This is a genomic window from Aestuarium zhoushanense (genome assembly GCF_056431045.1).
The window spans coordinates 234,613-253,874 of record NZ_JBWKMA010000015.1 but is presented as its reverse complement, the minus strand read 5'-3'; the positions used below and the strand labels follow the sequence as shown (position 1 = coordinate 253,874).

Here is a 19,262-nt window from a genome sequence, read left to right as displayed (position 1 = left end):
AAACGACGGCGGGCTGGTCCCGCCGTTGATCTGAAAGGACAAAACGATGGATTTCATCGAATACGCCGACGCGGAACTTATGATGATGAATCTGGCGGATAAGATCGCCAGCGAATTACGCGAAACGCTCCAGCATGATGAGTTTGCGACCTTGGCTGTTCCGGGTGGCACGACCCCTGGTCCGATTTTTGACTCGCTCTGTGCAGTTGATCTGGACTGGGCGCGGGTCAATGTGATGCTGACCGATGAACGCTGGGTACCTGAAACCTCTGAACGGTCGAATACCCGCCTGATCAAAGAACGCCTGCTGATCAATCACGCTGCCGCCGCGACGTATCTGCCGCTGTTCAAAGAGGGCGGTTCGGCTGAGGAAAAACTGCCTGAACTGTCGGCCGTGATCGCGCCAAAGCTGCCGATTTCGGTCTGTGTGTTGGGTATGGGCGCGGACATGCATACGGCGTCGATCTTCCCTGAGGCGGATCGTCTGGCGGATGCGCTGCATGGCACTGACATCCTTTATCCGATGCGGGCACCCGGTGCGCCTGAGCCGCGGATCACACTCTCTGCGCATGTCCTCAAAGACGCGATGCGCCGTCATATCGTAATCAAAGGTGCCGACAAACGTGAGGCGCTGGAAAAGGCTCGTCATCTGAGCGCGGATGACGCACCCGTCGCCGCTGTTCTGTCGGGCGCAACTGTTCACTGGGCTGAAGCATGACCATTTTTGACGACCTGAAATCCCTCTACGCGTCTATCAAAGACCGCCGTATCGAGAGCATGTTGGACGCACGTCGAGCCGATGATTTCTCGGCGCAGGCAGGGGATATGCTGTTCGATTATTCGAAAACGAACATCGACACAGATGCGCGGGACATGCTGATCGGTCTGTTGGAGACAACAGGCGTTGCCGCACGGCGCGATGCGATGTTTGCGGGCGAAAAGATCAACGAGACCGAAGGACGTGCGGTGCTGCATACCGCGCTGCGGAACCTCGACGGTGGTGCGGTAAAGGTCGATGGTGAGGATGTGATCCCTGCCGTTCGCGACACGCTTGCACGGATGGAGGCGTTTGCCTCTGATGTCCGCGAAGGCCGTTACACGGGGCAGGGTGGCAAGATCACTGATGTGATCAATATCGGCATCGGTGGATCTGACTTGGGCCCTGCGATGGCGTATCGTGCGCTGGCGCCTTACGCTGATGGTCCGCGGTGCCATTTCGTATCGAACGTTGACCCTGCGGATATAGCGCAAGTTCTGCGGTCCTGCGATCCCGCGACGACATTGGTGATCGTCGCGTCCAAGACCTTTACCACGATTGAAACCATGACCAACGCTCGCACTGCAAAGGCGTGGATGAGCGAACAGGTTACCGACCCCGCGGCGCAATTCGCGGCTCTTTCGACGGCGATGGATAAGACGGCGGCCTTTGGCATTCCTGCGTCTCGCGTGTTTGGGTTCGAGGACTGGGTCGGTGGTCGTTATTCCATGTGGGGGCCGATTGGCCTGTCGCTGATGATCGCGATTGGCGCTGATGCGTTCCGTGCGTTCTTGCGCGGTGGTCAGGCGATGGACACCCACTTTCGCGCTGCAAAGTGGGAAGAAAACCTGCCTGCATTGCTGGCTCTGGTTGGGATTTGGCACAATCAGGTTTGCGGTTTCGCAACCCGTGCTGTGCTGCCCTATGACAACAACCTTGCGCGTCTGCCTGCCTACCTCCAGCAGCTCGAGATGGAGAGTAACGGCAAAGGCGTCAGCATGGATGGCGCTGACCTGCCGTTTGAAAGCGGTCCTGTTGTTTGGGGTGAGCCCGGCACCAACGGTCAGCACGCGTTCTATCAGTTGATCCACCAAGGCACGCGAGTAATCCCCTGCGAATTCCTCGTTGCTGCGACGGGTCATGATGAAGAGCTACACCATCAGCATCAGTTGTTGGTGGCGAACTGCCTTGCGCAGTCTGAGGCCCTGATGAAGGGTCGGACGCTGGATGAGGCGCGCGCAAAGAACGCGGATAAATTCGAGGGCGCAGAACTGGAACGCCAAGCGGCCCACCGCGTGTTTACGGGGAACCGTCCCTCGGTGACGATTGCCTATCCAAAGCTGGATCCATTCATGCTCGGCCAGATTATCGCGCTGTATGAACACCGTGTGTTTGTTGAAGGCGTGGTTCTGGGCATCAACTCTTACGACCAGTGGGGCGTTGAGTTGGGTAAGGAGCTAGCCACCGCGCTTCAGCCGATTGTGGAGGGCAAAGCGGATGCCGCATCCAAAGATGGATCGACGGCGCAGCTCGTTGGGTTCTTGCGGACCAACGGCCTATAATAAAAAGGGCCGCTGCGACATTGATCGCAGCGGCCTCATCGTAGTCCCTGGGAGGGATTACATCGCAGGCAGCATCACCGCGTCGATCACATGGATCACGCCGTTCGACTGCTTCACATCCGCAATCGTGACAGTCGCAACGTTGCCGTTTTCATCGGTCAACGACATGACGCCGTCAGCGTAGCTTGCCTTGAGAACGCAACCGCCGAGGGTCGGCACGTCATGCACGCCGCCGTCATCGTCGATCATGCCCATCATTGCGTCCGACATGACTTCTTTGCCGACCACATGGCAGGTCAGGATTTTCACCAGCTGATCTTTGTTTTCAGGCTGGAGGAGCGTTTCAACAGTGCCGTCTGGCAGGGCGGCAAAGGCGTCATTCACTGGGGCAAATACGGTAAACGGGCCGTCACCTGCGAGGGTATCAACGAGGCCTGCAGCCTGAACTGCAGCAACTAGCGTGGTGTGATCGGCCGAGTTCACCGCGTTTTCCACGATGTTCATAGTCGGGAACATTTCAGCGCCACCCACCATCGGGTTCGCAGCCGAGTGGCCATCAGCAAAGCTAGCAATAGGAGCAGCGAAAAGCGTTGCGGTGAGTGCGGTTACAGAAAGAATGTTTTTCATGATGTCCTCTACATCGGGGTTAAGATGTGAGGGATACGGGTTGGAGGCGGTTTTAGTTCTCGCGTTTTGTTCACAAGTACTAAACATAAACGTGTGTGGTTTGTGTTTGCCAAAACCAAAGGGCGACCTACTGGCCGCCCTTTTAAATTCCGTATGTGTGATGTGGATTACATCAGTTGCAGCAGCAAGTAGGGCAACCCAAGCATCCCTGCGGTGGTCAGCACAATTGACAGAAACAGGCCTTTAAACATCGTCATCCTCCATAGTGTTTGGAGGGAGATAGGGGGTTAAAATCCCTATTCAAGATACGAAATTAAAGAGAATTTGGAGCGGGTAGCGGGAATCGAACCCGCACGTTCAGCTTGGGAAGCTGACAGGCTACCACTACATCATACCCGCAGCCCTGCGCGACGAAGTAGTCGCGAGGTCAGCCAGCGTCAAGGGGCATTTAGCCCCTCCGACGACGGCGTCCGCCAGCCTCACCGCCACTGCTAGCCGTGTTAAAGGACACGTCGGGCAGGTCGACAATCGATAGCAAGTTCGGGAACGGATCCGTCGCGTGCGGGATCGCGTTCGCGTTGACGAAGTGTTCTTGGAACTTTGGCTCGATCGCGGTTTCGATCTTGGTGATCTCGCGCACCGTGTGTTCGATGCTGGACCGCGCAGCCTTGGAACAAAGCGCGATACGTGCGCCTGTGCCCGCGGCGTTGCCCGCGGACGACACTTTGTCCAGCGGCACGTCAGGGATCATGCCCAGAACCATCGCGTGTTTTGCGCTGATATGCGCACCAAAAGCACCTGCGAGTACCACGCGATCCACGGTATCGACGCCCATTTCATCCATCAGCAACCGTGCGCCCGCATAGAGCGCGGATTTGGCGAGCTGGATGGCGCGGATGTCGCCTTGGGTCACGGTGATGCGCGGGCCGCCCTCGGCGGTGGCGTCATGGATCAGGTAGCTGTTGGTGCGGCCCGTGGCCTCGCAGCGTGCGGTTCCTGTTTGTTCAGCGCTGCCGATCAGACCTTTGGGGTCCAAGAGGCCCGCGATGCGGAGTTCAGCGACGGCCTCAATGATGCCAGAGCCACAGATGCCCGTGATGCCAGAGCCAGCGGTCGCCTCGGCAAAGCCTTCCTCGTCCGACCAGAGGTCGCAGCCGATGACACGGAAGTGGGGCTCTTTGGTGACGGGGTCAATTTCGATCCGTTCGATGGCACCAGGTGCTGCGCGTTGACCGCTGCTGATCTGGGCGCCTTCAAATGCGGGGCCAGTGGGCGACGAACAGGCGAGAACCCGTTCGGTGTTACCGAGGAGGATTTCCGCGTTGGTGCCCACGTCTACGATCAGTGCGAGGTCTTTGGACTTTTGCGGCTCCTCTGACAGGGCGACCGCGGCGCAGTCCGCACCGACGTGGCCAGCAATACATGGAAGGATGTAAACGCGGCCTGCTGGGTTGAGCGCGTTCAGGTCCAGATCGCGGGCGTCGAGTGTCATGCTCTCTGCTGTGGCGAGAGCAAAGGGCGCCTGACCCAGTTCAACAGGATCAATGCCCAGCAAGAGGTGGTGCATTACGGGGTTACAAACGAACACGGTTTCCATGATCCGCGCCGCGTCAATCTGCGCCTCAGATGCGAGTTCGGAGGCCAGCGTATTGATCGCCTCACGCACGACGGTCGTCATTTCCACATCGCCGCCCTTGTTCATCATCGAATAGGACACGCGGGACATGAGGTCTTCGCCAAAGCGGATTTGCGGGTTCATGATGCCCGACGATCCGATCACAGCACCTGTTTTCAGGTCGCACAAATGCGCTGCGATGGTGGTCGAGCCAAGGTCAATAGCGAGACCAAAGATCGGCGTTTCGTCAAAGCCCGGGAAGATATCGATGAGGCGATGTTTGCCACCGTGGTGATCGCGGTTCAGGGCAACGGTTGCCTTGAACGCGCCTTTGCGCAGGACGGGCTGAAGTTTGCGCAACACGCTGAGAGGTGCCGTGATCCCGTCGATGTCCCATTGTTCGCGCAGCGCGGTTTCCAGACGTTCGAGGTCGCCCGACGGGTCGTGCATATCTGCTTCGGCCACTTCGACGTAGTAAAGCGCGGTTGCAGGGTCCATCACGATGTCGCGGTCGGTGGCGGCTTTGCGCACGACCTGACGGTGGACTTGGCTCTCTGGTGGGACGTCGATGACCACATCAGACTGAATGCAGGCCTGACAGCCCAAGCGACGACCCGTTTTCAGGCCGCGCACACGGTCATAGCGTTCTTCGACCGCGTTGAATTCGGTGAGCGCATCATCCGCGACGGTCACGCCATGTTTCGAAAACTCGCCATAGGACGGTTGGATTTGGCATTTAGAGCAAATGCCACGGCCACCGCAGACAGAGTCCAGATCAACACCCAACTGACGTGCAGCCGTCAGAACGGGGGTGCCGACCGGAAAACGGCCGCGTTTGCCAGAGGGTGTGAAAATCACAAGAGGATCGGTCATGGTGTGGTCCTGTTCGCTATCGCAAAAGGTATAGCCCGATTGGGTCCAGTAAAAAGCCGGATCGCGTCATTTGGCGCACCGGAAACGGCATTTGATCAAAGGTCAAAGCCCAACCATCGCACGGATATCGTCGGGCGTCGCACCTTCGGCACGGAATTTCGAAATTGCCTTAGCGTCTGTGCGTTTGGCGAGCCGTTTGCCATCGGCGTCACGGATCAGATCGTGGTGATGATAGAGCGGGGTGGACAGGCCCAGAAGGGATTGGAGCAGGCGGTGAATAACGGTCGCTTCAATGAGGTCTGCACCGCGCACGGCCTCTGTCACGTTTTGGGCGGCGTCATCGACAACGACGGACAGGTGATAGGCCGCCATGCCTGTGTCTTTGCGAAAGAGGACGATGTCGCCCACGTTTTCGATAAGGTGTTGTGCGGAAAGTGCGTGAATACCCGTTTCGAACGGACCTGTTTCGGTATAAAACAGGTGCGATACGTCACCAAGGTGAGCAATGGCAGCGGCCATGTTCAGGCGGATCGCATCGTTTGAGGAAGCCTCGGACATGTGTTTGCCGCGACAGATACCCGGATAGACGATGCCGTCAGGTCCTATTGGCACGCCTTCTTGCGGGGCGGAAAAGGCCGATTGGATGTCCTTGCGGGTGCAGGAACAGGGATACAGTAGGCCTAGGTTTTGAAGGCGGTCACGGGCCGCATCGTATAGGGGGATGCGATCCGTCACCCGCGCAATCGGTTCGGGCCACGAGAGGCCAAGCCAGTGCAGGTCCTCGTAGATCAAAGCCTCCCATTCTGGACGGCAGCGAGTGGTGTCGCCATCCTCGATCCGAAGGAGGAATTGACCGCCGTTGGCCTGTGCGCGGTCCCATGCGATCAGCGCAGAATAAGCGTGACCCAGATGCAACGGACCTGTTGGGCTCGGTGCGAAGCGGGTCACGTAATCCATTAGCTTTGCGCCGCAAGCCATTGATTGAAATATTCTTTGGCGCGATCTGTGTAGCCTTTGTAACGCTCTTTGCGGCCTTTACGACCACCGCGCATACCGTCGAGCGGCGGGAACAGGCCGAAGTTCACGTTCATCGGCTGGAAGGTCTTTGCCTCGGCCCCGCCAGAGATATGGGTCACAAGTGCCCCCATCGCCGTGGTGTTCGGGATTGGATCGACGCTGCGGCCTTGGATCTCGGCAGCGGCCAAACGGCCCGCCAAAAGACCCATTGCGGCACTTTCAACATAGCCTTCAACGCCCGTGATTTGCCCCACGAAACGGATGTTCGGTCGGGATTTCAAGCGCATTTCAGCATCAAGAAGCGTGGGCGAGTTGATAAAGGTATTACGGTGAATACCACCAAGCCGCGCAAATTCAGCGTTCTCCAGACCGGGGATCATAGTGAAGACTTCTTTTTGTGCGCCGTATTTCATTTTGGTCTGGAAGCCGACGATATTATACAGCGTTCCCAATGCGTTATCGCGGCGAAGTTGAACCACGGCATAGGGTTTGTTGTCGGGGTCGTTGGCGTTGGTGAGGCCCACGGGCTTCATGGGACCAAAGCGGAGGGTTTCACGACCACGTTCCGCCATCACCTCGATCGGGAGGCAGCCGTCAAAATAACCAGCGGTTTCACCCTCGTGGAATTCGGTTTTATCCGCGGCCAAAAGCGCGTCAATGAAGGCCTCATATTGGTCTTTGGTCATCGGGCAATTGAGGTAGGCGGTGCGCTCTTCCTCGGTTTCGCCTTTGTCGTAGCGGGACTGCATCCATGCCACATCCATGTTCACGCTGTCGAAATAGACGATGGGCGCGATGGCATCAAAGAAAGCGAGCGCTTCAGCGCCAGTCTCTGCCTGAATGGCTTTGCCTAGGCCCTCGGACGTGAGCGGACCTGTTGCGATGATCCAGTGACCTTCGGAAGGAAGTTCTGTAATCTCTTCATAAGACACAGAAATATTTGGATGCGCCATCAGTGCGGCAGTCACGCTTTCAGCAAATGGATCACGGTCAACGGCCAGAGCGCCGCCTGCAGGGAGACGGTGTTTCGCAGCCATTTCCATGATGATCCCGCCGGCCTGACGCATTTCCCAATGCAAAAGACCCACGGCGTTTTGTTCGTGATCATCTGAACGGAACGAGTTCGAACAGACCATCTCGGCGAGGTTGCCCGTGCGATGCGCAAAGGTTTCGACCTTGGGGCGCATTTCGTGAATGACCACCTGAACGCCTGCGTTTGCAGCCTGCCAAGCAGCCTCTGATCCGGCCATTCCGCCGCCGATGATATGAAGTGTCTGTGTCATGGTCGGGGATTTAGCTGTGGTGGGGGCAAAAGAAAAGGGCCGCGAGTTGCGGCCCTGTCCTTATTCTTCGGTTGCCGGTGTTTCGGCTTCGCCCGTATCTGGCGCTTCTTCTTCGGCCTCTTCGATGCGGGCCACGGAAACGACCGTTTCGTCGGCTCGGGTGTTGAACACCTTTACGCCGCCAGCAGAACGTGAGCGGAAGCTGATGCCCTCGACAGGGACGCGGATCGATTGGCCAGTCGAGGTGACGAGCATGATCTGGTTGTCCATGTCGATCGGGAAGCAGGACACAATCTCGCCGCCGCGCATCTGTTTTTCAAACGCGGTGACACCCATGCCGCCACGACCCCGAACAGGGTAATCGTGGGACGAGGTGATCTTACCGATGCCTTTGGCGGTGATGGTCAGGATCAGGTTTTCCGCCGCCGACATCTCTGCATAGCGTTCGGTGGACAGTTCGCCTGCTGGAACGTCATCCTCATCCGTCGCGTCATCCTCTGTCACGCCAGCCATAGCGCGGCGCATTTTGAGGTAAGCGGCGCGTTCTTGCGGATCGGCCTCAAAGTGGCGGATGACCGACATGGACACCACACGGTCGTCGCCATTCAGACGGATACCGCGCACACCAGTGGAGGCACGGGAGTTAAACACGCGAACATCAGTCGATGGGAAGCGGATCGCACGGCCAGAGTTGGTGACGAGCATGACATCGTCATCCTCGGACGCGATGCGTGCGTTCACCAGCTCGACACCGTCAGGCAGTTTCATCGCGATTTTACCGTTCCGCATCACGTTGGTGAAATCCGAGAGACGGTTGCGGCGCACATCACCTGCGGAGGTCGCAAAGACGATTTGCAGGTTGTCCCATTCTTCATCCGGACGGTCGACGGGCATGATCGCCGCGATCGAGACGCCTTGCGGAATTGGCAGAATGTTGATGATCGCTTTGCCTTTGGCGGTGCGGCCACCTGCGGGCAGGCGCCAAGTCTTGAGCTTGTAGACCATACCGTCGGTCGTGAAGAACAAGAGCTGCGTGTGGGTGTTGGCCACAAAGAGGGTGGTGACCACGTCCTCTTCTTTGGTTTGCATACCCGACAGGCCTTTGCCGCCGCGACGCTGCGAGCGGAATTCAGCGAGCGGGGTGCGTTTGATGTAGCCACCCGAGGTCACGGTCACGACCATATCCTCGCGTTCGATCAGATCCTCGTCGTCCATATCGGCGGCCCATTCGACAATCTCTGTGCGGCGCGGAACGGCAAAGAGTTCACGCACTTCACGCAGTTCGTCGGAAATGATGCCCATGATCCGTTCGCGAGAGGCGAGGATTTCGAGGTATTCTTTGATCTTCTTCGCCAGCTCTTGCAGTTCGTCGGTAACCTCTTGGACACCGATTTGGGTCAGACGCTGGAGACGCAGTTCGAGGATCGCACGGGCCTGCGCCTCGGAGAGGTTATAGGTGCCGTCGTCGTTCACAGGGTGAAGCGGATCGTCGATCAGTTTGAGGTATTCGATGATCGAGCCAGCGGGCCAGCGACGGGTCATCAGCTTTTCGCGTGCATCCGCTGCGTCGGCAGAGGCGCGGATGGTTGCAACAACTTCGTCTACGTTGGTCACGGCAACGGCCAGACCGCAGAGAATATGCGAACGGTCACGTGCCTTGCGCAGCTCAAACGCGGTGCGGCGTGCGACGACTTCTTCGCGGAAGGTCACGAAGGCCGAAAGGAAGCCGTAAAGCGTCAGGGTTTCAGGCTTACCACCGTTTAGCGCGAGCATGTTGCAGCCAAAGCTGACTTGCATCGGCGTGAAGCGGAACAGTTGGTTCAGCACGACCTCGGCGGTGGCATCGCGTTTGAGTTCGACAACAACGCGAACACCGTTACGGTCGGATTCGTCCTGAACGTGAGCGATGCCTTCGATCTTTTTGTCACGGGCGCATTCGGCGATCTTTTCGATCATCGACGCTTTGTTCACCTGATAGGGGATTTCGTCGACGACGATGGCCCAGCGATCTTTGCGGATTTCTTCGACGTGGGTTTTGGCGCGGAGCACAACAGAGCCACGCCCCTCAAGATACGCTTTGCGCGCACCAGAGCGGCCCATCATGACGCCGCCCGTCGGGAAGTCAGGACCCGGAACATATTCGATAAGGTCAGCCGACGACATGTCGGGGTTGTCGATCAGCGCAAGGGTCGCATCCACAACTTCGCCAAGGTTATGCGGCGGAATGTTGGTTGCCATACCCACCGCGATACCGCCCGCGCCGTTGACCAGCATGTTCGGGAAGCGCGATGGAAGAACGGTCGGCTCTTTATCTTTGCCGTCGTAGTTGTCGACGAAATCAACGGTGTCTTTGTCGATATCAGCCAGCATATAGGCTGCTGGTTTGTCCATGCGCACTTCGGTGTAGCGCATCGCAGCAGCGCGGTCGCCGTCCATCGAACCAAAGTTACCCTGACCATCGAGCAAGGGTAGGGACATCGAGAAATCCTGCGCCATGCGGACCAAGGCGTCATAGATCGCAGAGTCGCCGTGCGGGTGATATTTACCCATCACGTCGCCGACCGGACGCGCCGATTTGCGGTAGGGTTTATCGTGCCCGTTGTTGGTCTCGTGCATCGCGAAAAGAATGCGACGGTGCACGGGTTTTAGACCGTCCCGAAGGTCGGGAATAGCACGGCTTACGATCACGCTCATCGCGTAATCGAGATACGAGGTCTTCATCTCGTCGATGATAGAAATCTGCGGTCCGTCGTGGTGCATACGCACGATCGCGGTTTCTTCTTCGTTTTCAGGGGTTTCCGGAGTATCGGTCACGTTGTCCGCCTGTCTGCCTGTTGGCTTCTATATCTTGTTTGGGTTCTTATACCGCAGTCAGGATATAGGGTGCAATGGCGGAAGGCGGAAAACGTCACCTGATTGGAAATACGGCCTATTTTGCCCGTTGTAGCATACCGAAAAGGTCACGTGGATCATCGGGGTCGGCGAGCATATCGAGGTTCGTATAATAAGGCGTTCCTACGATAGCGCGGTGGACGTAACGCAGGGCGCTGAAGTCCTCGATCGCGAAGCCGACGCTGTCAAATAACGTGATCTGATCGGCGCTGGTGCGGCCTGCCGCGGTCCCTGACATGACTTTCCAAAGTTCGGTCACGGGGTGATCCGCGTCGAGTTGCTGAATTTCGCCTTCGATGCGTGTTTGCGGTGGGTATTCCACAAAGATCGACGACCGATGAAGGATCGCGGCTGCCAATTCCGTCTTGCCGGGGCAATCGCCGCCGATGGCGTTGATATGCACGCCTGGGCCGACCATGTTGTCCGAGAGGATCGTCGCGTATTGTTTGTCCGCGGTGCAGGTCGTCAGGATCTGCGCGCCCTCAATCGCCGCTTCGGCACTGGTGCAAGGGGTGACATTGAGTCCAGACGCCCCGAGGTTGCGGGCGCATTTGGCGGTGGCGTTCGCGTCTTTGTCATAGAGACGCACGTCGGTGATGCCGCAGATTGCCTTGAACGCGATGCACTGAAATTCGGACTGAGCACCATTGCCGATCATGGCCATCGTCGTCGCCCCTTTGGGCGCGAGGTGTTTGGCTGCGAGGGCTGACATTGCTGCCGTCCGTAGCGCGGTGAGCAAAGTCATTTCAGTGAGTAAAACTGGATAACCTGTCGCTACATCTGCCAAGAGGCCAAAGGCAGTGACGGTTTGCAGGCCTTCGCTCGTGTTCTTTGGGTGGCCGTTGACGTATTTGAACCCGTAATTTTCGTGGTCAGCGGCGGGCATGAGTTCAATCACACCAACATCAGAGTGGGACGCCACGCGCGGGGTTTTGTCAAACTCTTCCCAACGTTTGAAATCGCTTTCGATCTCGTCCGCGAGGTCACGCAGGATGGTCTCGAGGCCGATATGATGGACCAGTCCCATCATGTGGTCGACGGAGACAAACGGCACGAGGGCTTTGTCAGAGGGTAGGGTCATGCATAGCTCCGTGTGGGTCGGTCAAAGACGCGGCGACCAAGGAGAGAGGCCGTCAGGTCCACCATGAGGGACGCGGTTTTGCCGCGATCGTCGAGGAATGGGTTGAGTTCTACGAGGTCGAGCGAACAGACCGCGCCGCTGTCGCAGAGCATCTCCATCACGAGGTGTGCTTCGCGGACGGTTGCGCCGCCGGGGACGGTTGTTCCGACTGCAGGAGCGACCGAGGGGTCAAGGAAATCAACGTCGAGCGAAACGTGAAGGATGCCGTTCGCGGCGGCGACCTTATCAAGGAAAGATTGCAGCGGTTTGACGATGCCGACCTCGTCGATGGTGCGCATATCAACCAGCGTCGCGTCCGTGTCCGAGAGTGCATCATGTTCGGCAGGATCAACGGACCGCAGGCCGATCATGCAAAGGCGATCTGCGGGAATGGGAGCGGCAAGCGGCGGGAAGTCGTCAAATCCCTCACGGCCCGACACATAGCCCAGAGGCGTGCCGTGTAAGTTGCCCGTCGTTGTGGTGTTGGGCGTGTGGTAATCGGTATGCGCGTCGAGCCAGAGCACGAACAAAGGGCGGCCAATCTCCTGCGCATAGTCCGCCATGCCTGCGACAGAGCCGAGCGACAGAGCGTGGTCGCCGCCCAGAAACACTGGCATCCCGTTTGGTGCATGGTCGACTGCCGCCTTGGCCAAGGTCCGTGTCCAGCCGACCGTTTCGTCGAGCTTGTAAACCTCGGGGTTTGAATGCGCGGGCAGGGGCCGCGTATCGGGCGTCAGGTTCCCGATGTCTGTGACGCTATGGCCGAGTTCGGTGATCGCTTCGGCAATGCCAGCGGTGCGAAAGGCGTCAGGCCCCATAAGGCAACCCCGACGGCGTTTTCCGCAGTCGACTGGTGCCCCGATTAAGATAAGGTGTTTCTGTGTCATAGGCCGAATATCCTTGCGAAATGGGGATGACAGAAGCGATCAAAATGTGCGAAATGAGCCAGCACTGATCAAATTGGAAAGCTAAGATGGACGAACTGGATCAACGCCTCATTGTCGCATTGAAACGTGACGCTCGTGCGAGCCTGTCCGAACTGGCTGCTGATTTGAACGTCACGCGCACGACTATCCGGTCACGGCTCGCGCGGCTTCAGGACAGCGGGGAAATCGTAGGCTTTACCGTGTTGACCCGCAACGACGTGGCGACGAGCCCCGTGCGCGGTCTAATGATGTTAGAGATTGAGGGGCGCGGGACAGAGCGGATCATGTCCCGCCTCTCTGCCATGCCAGAGGTAATGGCGGTTCATTCAACCAACGGTCAGTGGGATCTTATCGCTGAGATCGGCACGATGACCCTCGAGAAATTCGACGAAGTGCTGTTTGCCATTCGCCGATTGGACGGGATCAACAGCAGTGAAACAAACCTACTTCTTTCAACCCGCCGTGGGGCGCGACGCTAGGACTGCTTTGATCCAGATGACCGCGAGGATGAAGGAAATAATCGCGTTCCAGCCTGGCATCGAAATACCCAAAAGCTCCCAGCTGATCTGATCGCACATCACGAGCTTTGGCCCGCTATCAACCGCGAGAAGGTCGTTGACGTTCATTCCTGAAAGGCCAGACCCCGTGCAAGAGGCTGGGCCATCCCAGTATTTGTGCTCAACGCCGAAGTGGTAAACGCCAATTGCACCAGTCGTCAGCGCGGCGAGAGCACCGAGTGCCGGCAAGAGGCGACCTTGGATCAATAGTGCGAGGAGGCCAATGGCAACAGCAGCCGCATGGGGCCAACGTTGCCAGATGCACATTGCGCATGGCGGCAGGTCCATCAGCCGTTGAAACACGACCATCGCACCAAAGAGCATCGCGGCCGAACCGCCAGCAGCCAAAAGAACGTAGGTTTTGCGCGATGTGGTCATAGGTATTTCACCAGATAGAAGCCGCCGAACAGAAGAACGCAGCAGATTGTAAAGACGAGGCCGAGGCGCTTTTCGATAAAGTCACGGATCGGTTCGCCGAATTTCCACAGGAGGCCCGCAACGATAAAGAAGCGCAGCGCACGTGCCACGATGGCCGAGAGGATAAACGGGATCAGTGCGAATTGCAGCACGCCCGACGCGATTGTGATGACCTTGAACGGGAAGGGGGTCACACCTGCGACGAGGACGGCCCAGATACCGAAGCTGTCGAACTTGGCCTTGAACACCTCAAACTCGGCGCCTTTGCCGTAGAAATCGAGGATCGGTTTGCCGATGACGTCAAAGAGGCCGTAGCCAATATAATAGCCGAGAAGGGCGCCAAGGACCGAGGCAATGGTCGCGACACCTGCAATAAGGAACGCGCGGTTCGGGCGCGCCATGATCATAGGGATCATCAGGACATCAGGCGGAATTGGGAACACGGACGATTCAATGAACGAAAGAAACGCCAGAACCCAGAGCGCATGCGGATGATCCGCCAGCGACATGGTCCAAGAATAAAGTTTGCGAAGCATATGCGCCGTGCCTGTGTTGTTTCGCGCTTTAGGCCACGCAGGACCATCGGCGTCAAGCTTGCAGACGAACACGTTTTTGTTCAGAAACGCATGAGTTGAGTTGCGACGGGCGGGTGCATCATGAAATGGCAAGGACGGCGACAGAGTAAGAATATTGTTGATCGGCGTCGCGGCGGGGCCACGGGTGCCGTCGGTGGTGTGGGAGTCGTCATGGTGCTACTGATCGGGTGGGCGCTGGGTGTGGATGTCACGCCGCTCTTGTCAGAGCTCGAAGGGCAGGGTGGGACAACACAACTTTCGGCTGCCGATGAACGTGCGGCCGAGTTTGTTGCCGTGACTCTCGCGGACACCGAAGAGATTTGGGCCGATATTTTGCCCGATCAGGCTGGGCAACAGTATGCAGAGCCTGCCTTGGTTCTGTTTTCGGGCGCAACGCAGTCTGCTTGTGGTGGGGCTTCGGCGGCGACGGGGCCGTTTTATTGTCCCGCGGACAAACAGATTTACCTCGATACTGATTTCTTTGTGACGATTGACCGTCAGTTGGGCGCGGGCGGTGATTTCGCTGCAGCCTATGTCGTCGCGCACGAGGTCGCACATTCTGTTCAGGATCAGCTTGGCATCTTGGGCGAAGCAAATCGAGTTCGTGCGCAGGTGAGCGAGGCGCAAAGCAATGCCATCTCTGTTCGGATTGAGCTTCAAGCGGATTGCTATTCGGGGATTTGGGCACGTGCCGCGTCTCGAACATTGGGTACCGTTGAACGGGGTGATTTGGATGAGGCACTGAATGCGGCGCGGCAGATCGGCGACGATACATTGCAGCGCAATGCAGGGCGGAGCGTGCAGCCGCATACCTTTACGCACGGAACATCCGATCAACGCGAACGTTGGTTCGAAAAGGGGTATCAGAGCGGCGACATGCGCCAATGCGATACATTTTCAGTTCAGCGACTTTGAGCGTTGACGACCCTGAAACAGCAGGATAAACGACCGCCACTGGCCGGTGTGGCGGAATGGTAGACGCAGGGGATTCAAAATCCCCCGACCCTAGGTCGTAAGAGTTCGAGTCTCTTCACCGGCACCAGTATTCTCTCATCAAAACGATCTACCTAGAACCTCATGTGCGGTCGCGCTGCAGGTATTTTGAGCCGTTTGGCAAGTTGCTTGCCTCTGCCTTGGCCACCTACGAATCAAACTCACCAAAGGGTGATGATTTGTATCCTTTCGAGACGATTTTTCGCCTAGATTCTTCAAAATATGCCTCCAATTAGAGCAAAATGTTCAAAATGTTTCTTTTTGGGAAACGATGGGGCGACTTTGTCAGGATTTTTTTCGTGCTCAAATGAGGAAACTTTGTGTCGGGATGGTTGATCACCAAGTCGAACCAATTTTCCACTATAGCGTTAGTTGGCAGGGCACTTTCTGATTTAAAATAAAGGAAAAATTCAGAATTTGGATTTTGGCGCTGTTGCGGTGAGATAAACAATAGCGTGTTTTTATGCGTCATCTTTCACGCATAAGGACGCAGAAACGCCACAGGTCTTTCTGTTAGGTTAAGGCGTTCATTACATTTTTCTCTTTGTTTGACCTATCCAATAGAATATCCAGACATAGCCTAACTGGGGGGGGCAAATGACCGATTGGGGCGGTCATGGTGAGTGTCGGTTGCCGACATGAGCCGAATTGTGTCTGCGAAAGGGTTTTCCTTTTTGCCGATTTTTGGATCAACGCGCTGGAGGTGACTCTAGCGTGCGGGGTCCGAGTGTGTGCCCCTTGCAGGGCAGTGCACCGGAACTCGCATTTCCGGTCGGTTTTACCGATCGGGTGGGCAAATGGAGTTATAAGGTATGTCACTGTTCCTGCTGGATTGGACAAAGTGTCTTTTTGGTTCGACAAACACATTTACGGGTAGCTGGGGCAGCTTTGACTGCTACACCTCGTCAACATCAGGCTGCCATACGGTGTCGTATAACAACGACGACTGTTTAAAGCTCGATAACCATTATTCGGGTAACACCTACGACTTCGGTTTTGGGTGCGATGTTCAGAACGTTAGCTTTAACCTCTACGACATCAGCCTGAGCAAGTGTGGCACAGGCAACCTCTGTGACGTGGTGTTTAAGAACGCTCTCGGTGAGATTGTTGCAGCGAAATACGAATGGATCAACAATTGCGTGCGCGTAACCTGCGCCGAGCCGATTGAAACGATCAAAATTTGCTACGATCCGAGCTGGCTCAATCACTGTGACCTGAAAATCGGTACTATCAGCTGCGCCCCCGTGCCCACCGAGGATGGCGTTGTTGAAGGCACTGCAGGCGATGATCTGATCGACGTAGCTTACGTTGGTGATCCTGACGGCGACAAAATCGACAATAACGATGCGATCCTGGCTGGTGAAACAGGCAATGACGACATCGTTGTTGCAGGTGACGGCGACGACACCGTGATCGCGGCTGATGGCAACGATGAAGTGTATGGCGGTGCTGGAAATGACGACCTCTACGGTGGGGCTGGCAACGATGTTCTGATTGGTGATCGTGAGAGCGCTGTTTACGGTTCGCCAAGCACGACAACGACTGTCCGCGAGGGCTTTAACTGGTCGCAAGCACCCGACCCGCATGACAATACGTCGATCGATAATGACGATGATCTGAACACATTTACCCAGAACACAGGTTCGGTAAATGTGACCTTCTCGACCATTGCGTCGGTCTATAGCCCCGACACGAACTTTGCGACCGATCAGCAGAAGGTTCACTCGATCGACAGCGGTACTGAGACGGTTAACGCTTATTCCTCGCTGGAATCTGAGTTGAACGCGAAGGGCGAAAGCGCGACCTACCAGTGGAGCTTTGACACCTCGGTCGAGAATATCTCGTTCCGTATCAACGACGTCGATTTTGACTCGACCGTTCAGGTTTATGCCTATGACGCGAACGGTGTTGCAGTTCCTGTCGATATCTCGGCTGGCGGCGGTGTAACGCTCAAGAACCTCGATGGCGTTGCTGGCTATGAAACAGGCGTCTCAAACGGTGGCGGTTCTGCAGATACTGACCCGTATTATTCGATGCTGGTAAATGTTGCTGGTCCCGTGACCAAGTTGGTCGTGAAGCACCTACAGGACGGCTACGACAATGCGGGCGTGAACATCACCGACCTGTTCTATGACGTAACGGTCAGCACAGACGATGGCGTCCCAGGTGACGATTTCATCGACGGCGGTGCTGGCGATGACATCATTGAAGGCAATGAAGGTAACGATACCCTTATCGGTGGTTCTGGCGACGACACGATCCACGGTGGTAGTGGTGACGACACCATTCAGGGTGACGGCGATAGCACAGGCAACGTGAGCCCCCAACCAGCTGTTCTGGATTGGAGCGATTTCGGTAGTGCAGGTGCGACCGTTGCTAACGGCGCAACCCAAGATCTGGGCGGCGTCACTGTGACCTTTGGTTTTGATCCAGCAGTATCGGGTGCGACTGCGACTGTTTCGGGTGCTGCTCAATACGTCGAAACTGGCGAGAACTTTGACAACCACTCTGGTCTGCAACTTTACGGTCCGACCACGGGTCACGCTGGTGATACCTCGACTGTTACGCTTGATTTTGCATCGAACACAGGCGGTCACTCTGACGAAGTTCAGAACGTAGCGTTCCGTATCAACGATATCGATGTCGGTACATCCTCCGATCCTCACCAAGATATCCTGACCATCCACGCCTATGACGCGAACGGCGTTGAGGTTCCTGTGACCTTTGTGGCCGAAGGTGGTCAAACCATCTCTGGCAACACGATTACCGCGCATGATCTGGACAACGGCACGATCAACACGGGCACTGCGAAAGGCTCGGTCCTGATCCAAATCGCGGATCCTGTGGCCCGCATCGTGATCGACTACGGTAACGGCGCGACCACGGACCAAGCAGTCACGATCACCGATATGTCGCTGGAAACCATTTTGGCGGATGACGATGCTGGTAATGACTACCTTGACGGTGGCGACGGCAACGACTTGATCGAAGGCAACGAAGGCGATGACCGTCTCATCGGCGGCGACGGCAATGACACCCTTTTGGGTGGCGACGGCAACGACATCATCGACGACGTGCGCGGCACCGACAATGACGGCAACGGCGATGACTACGCTGACGGCGGCGCAGGCAACGATGAAGTTTGGACTGGCAAAGGCAACGATACGCTTCTGGGTGGTGACGGCGACGATACCCTGGGCGGTGAAGCTGGCGACGACATCCTTGATGGTGGCGAAGGTGCGGACATCATCCTTGGCGGTGATGATGCTGACGTTATCTATGGTGGCGCTGGCGACTACGTTGACGGCGGCGCTGGTGGCAACGATTTCGACGTTCTCGACCTGACGGGCAAAGGCCCGTTCTACCTCGAGAATGTGACACCTGACAGCAACGGCAACGGCACCAACGGTACCGTCGTCTTTGTGGACGCCAACGGCGTGCCGACGGGTGAAACCCTGAACTACGTCGAAATCGAACAGATCATCGGTGATGAGTTCAATCGCGCTCCGGAAGCCAATGATGACACGATTGCCACGGATGAAGATACAGCCGTTACCATCAATGTGCTGGCAAACGATACGGACCCAGATGGCGACACGCTGACCATCACAGAAGCGACGGTGCCTGCAGAGCAGGGCTCGGTCGAGATCGTGAACGGCCAGCTGGTGTTCACCCCTGCCGATGACTTCAACGGTGAGGCGACGATCAGCTACACCGTGTCCGATCCCGATGGGAACACGGACACCGCCAATGTGGTTGTCGCCGTTAACCCTGTTGACGATGCACCTGAAGCGTTGGACGACACCGCGACCACCGATGAGGACACCGCTGTCACCATCGATGTGCTCGACAACGATAGCGATCCAGACAACCAGCCGCTGACGATCACGGAAGCAACGGTTCCTGCAGAGCAGGGCTCGGTCGATATCGTGAACGGCCAGCTGGTGTTCACCCCTGCCGATGACTTCAACGGTGAGGCGACGATCAGCTACACCGTGTCCGATCCCGATGGGAATACGGACACAGCGAATGTTGTGGTCACCGTTAA

14 protein-coding genes and 2 tRNA genes are annotated in these 19,262 nt (G+C 56.9%); 6 read left to right on the top strand and 10 right to left on the bottom strand.

All coding sequences use genetic code 11. The features are described from left to right. Positions 1-46: 46 nt before the first annotated feature. Together pgl and pgi are read left to right on the top strand one after the other, a co-directional pair. Complete coding sequence (pgl, locus tag AC07ED_RS07005; protein WP_105235132.1) at positions 47-718, top strand: 6-phosphogluconolactonase; 672 nt, start codon at positions 47-49, stop codon at positions 716-718. Continuing rightward, the gene (gene pgi, locus AC07ED_RS07000) at positions 715-2,319 is read left to right on the top strand and encodes a glucose-6-phosphate isomerase (protein ID WP_478242001.1); all 1,605 of its coding nucleotides are present in this window, start codon (positions 715-717) and stop codon (positions 2,317-2,319) included. The genes pgl and pgi overlap by 4 nt, the downstream gene beginning before the upstream one ends. Positions 2,320-2,376: 57 nt before the next feature. On the opposite strand, the gene AC07ED_RS06995 is transcribed toward pgi, so the two are convergent. The 8 genes from AC07ED_RS06995 to rocF all read right to left on the bottom strand — a co-directional run bounded on the left by AC07ED_RS06995 (position 2,377) and on the right by rocF (position 12,633). After that, a complete protein-coding gene (locus AC07ED_RS06995; protein WP_105235131.1) occupies positions 2,377-2,946 on the bottom strand; it encodes a fasciclin domain-containing protein in 570 nt (189 codons plus the stop codon). 325 nt (positions 2,947-3,271) lie between these two features. Then, positions 3,272-3,345 (bottom strand) — tRNA-Gly (locus tag AC07ED_RS06990). 49 nt (positions 3,346-3,394) lie between these two features. After that, positions 3,395-5,434 carry an ASKHA domain-containing protein gene (locus AC07ED_RS06985; RefSeq protein ID WP_105235130.1) on the bottom strand — a complete coding sequence of 680 codons (2,040 nt, stop codon included), beginning with the start codon at positions 5,432-5,434 and terminating at the stop codon, positions 3,395-3,397. A 102-nt stretch (positions 5,435-5,536) separates the two neighbouring features. Beyond that, the gene (gene gluQRS, locus AC07ED_RS06980; protein WP_105235129.1) at positions 5,537-6,391 is read right to left on the bottom strand and encodes a tRNA glutamyl-Q(34) synthetase GluQRS; all 855 of its coding nucleotides are present in this window, start codon (positions 6,389-6,391) and stop codon (positions 5,537-5,539) included. Beyond that, positions 6,391-7,734 carry a methylenetetrahydrofolate--tRNA-(uracil(54)-C(5))-methyltransferase (FADH(2)-oxidizing) TrmFO gene (trmFO, locus tag AC07ED_RS06975; RefSeq protein ID WP_105235128.1) on the bottom strand — a complete coding sequence of 448 codons (1,344 nt, stop codon included), beginning with the start codon at positions 7,732-7,734 and terminating at the stop codon, positions 6,391-6,393. The genes gluQRS and trmFO overlap by 1 nt, the downstream gene beginning before the upstream one ends. A gap of 60 nt (positions 7,735-7,794) precedes the next feature. Then, on the bottom strand, positions 7,795-10,548 hold the full coding sequence (gene gyrA / locus AC07ED_RS06970) for a DNA gyrase subunit A (RefSeq protein ID WP_105235127.1): 2,754 nt from the start codon (positions 10,546-10,548) through the stop codon (positions 7,795-7,797). A gap of 115 nt (positions 10,549-10,663) precedes the next feature. Further along, positions 10,664-11,707, bottom strand: coding sequence for an ornithine cyclodeaminase (locus AC07ED_RS06965; RefSeq protein WP_105235126.1), 1,044 nt, complete (start codon positions 11,705-11,707; stop codon positions 10,664-10,666). After that, positions 11,704-12,633, bottom strand: coding sequence for an arginase (gene rocF, locus AC07ED_RS06960; RefSeq protein WP_105235125.1), 930 nt, complete (start codon positions 12,631-12,633; stop codon positions 11,704-11,706). The genes AC07ED_RS06965 and rocF overlap by 4 nt, the downstream gene beginning before the upstream one ends. An 86-nt stretch (positions 12,634-12,719) precedes the next feature. Here rocF and AC07ED_RS06955 point away from each other — a divergent pair, with 86 nt between their 5' ends. After that, positions 12,720-13,151 (top strand): Lrp/AsnC family transcriptional regulator, encoded by a 432-nt coding sequence (locus AC07ED_RS06955; protein ID WP_105235124.1) that lies wholly within the window; start codon positions 12,720-12,722, stop codon positions 13,149-13,151. Here AC07ED_RS06955 and AC07ED_RS06950 read toward each other — a convergent pair. After that, positions 13,125-13,607, bottom strand: a complete 483-nt coding sequence (locus tag AC07ED_RS06950; protein WP_105235123.1) for a disulfide bond formation protein B — start codon at positions 13,605-13,607, stop codon at positions 13,125-13,127. The two genes, AC07ED_RS06955 and AC07ED_RS06950, sit on opposite strands and share 27 nt — an antisense overlap. Beyond that, positions 13,604-14,182 (bottom strand): YqaA family protein, encoded by a 579-nt coding sequence (locus AC07ED_RS06945; protein WP_105235122.1) that lies wholly within the window; start codon positions 14,180-14,182, stop codon positions 13,604-13,606. The genes AC07ED_RS06950 and AC07ED_RS06945 overlap by 4 nt, the downstream gene beginning before the upstream one ends. A 120-nt stretch (positions 14,183-14,302) precedes the next feature. Between AC07ED_RS06945 and ypfJ the strand changes: the two genes are divergently transcribed. The 3 genes from ypfJ to AC07ED_RS06930 all read left to right on the top strand — a co-directional run. Continuing rightward, a complete protein-coding gene (gene ypfJ, locus AC07ED_RS06940; protein ID WP_105235121.1) occupies positions 14,303-15,136 on the top strand; it encodes a KPN_02809 family neutral zinc metallopeptidase in 834 nt (277 codons plus the stop codon). Positions 15,137-15,178: 42 nt separating this feature from the next. Continuing rightward, positions 15,179-15,263: transfer RNA gene (locus tag AC07ED_RS06935), tRNA-Leu, on the top strand. A 763-nt stretch (positions 15,264-16,026) separates the two neighbouring features. Then, on the top strand, positions 16,027-19,262 hold a 3,236-nt coding region (locus AC07ED_RS06930), incomplete at its 3' end, for an Ig-like domain-containing protein (RefSeq protein WP_478241998.1).

What these genes read in the sequence shown, in the direction of transcription:
- AC07ED_RS06995 (WP_105235131.1), bottom strand. Translation starts at nt 2,946, where the DNA reads ATGAAAAACATTCTTTCTGTAACCGCACTCACCGCAACGCTTTTCGCT.
- AC07ED_RS06945 (WP_105235122.1), bottom strand. Translation starts at nt 14,182, where the DNA reads ATGCTTCGCAAACTTTATTCTTGGACCATGTCGCTGGCGGATCATCCG.
- AC07ED_RS06965 (WP_105235126.1), bottom strand. Translation starts at nt 11,707, where the DNA reads ATGACCCTACCCTCTGACAAAGCCCTCGTGCCGTTTGTCTCCGTCGAC.
- pgi (WP_478242001.1), top strand. Translation starts at nt 715, where the DNA reads ATGACCATTTTTGACGACCTGAAATCCCTCTACGCGTCTATCAAAGAC.
- AC07ED_RS06955 (WP_105235124.1), top strand. Translation starts at nt 12,720, where the DNA reads ATGGACGAACTGGATCAACGCCTCATTGTCGCATTGAAACGTGACGCT.
- gluQRS (WP_105235129.1), bottom strand. Translation starts at nt 6,391, where the DNA reads ATGGATTACGTGACCCGCTTCGCACCGAGCCCAACAGGTCCGTTGCAT.
- pgl (WP_105235132.1), top strand. Translation starts at nt 47, where the DNA reads ATGGATTTCATCGAATACGCCGACGCGGAACTTATGATGATGAATCTG.
- ypfJ (WP_105235121.1), top strand. Translation starts at nt 14,303, where the DNA reads ATGAAATGGCAAGGACGGCGACAGAGTAAGAATATTGTTGATCGGCGT.
- AC07ED_RS06950 (WP_105235123.1), bottom strand. Translation starts at nt 13,607, where the DNA reads ATGACCACATCGCGCAAAACCTACGTTCTTTTGGCTGCTGGCGGTTCG.
- rocF (WP_105235125.1), bottom strand. Translation starts at nt 12,633, where the DNA reads ATGACACAGAAACACCTTATCTTAATCGGGGCACCAGTCGACTGCGGA.
- trmFO (WP_105235128.1), bottom strand. Translation starts at nt 7,734, where the DNA reads ATGACACAGACACTTCATATCATCGGCGGCGGAATGGCCGGATCAGAG.
- AC07ED_RS06985 (WP_105235130.1), bottom strand. Translation starts at nt 5,434, where the DNA reads ATGACCGATCCTCTTGTGATTTTCACACCCTCTGGCAAACGCGGCCGT.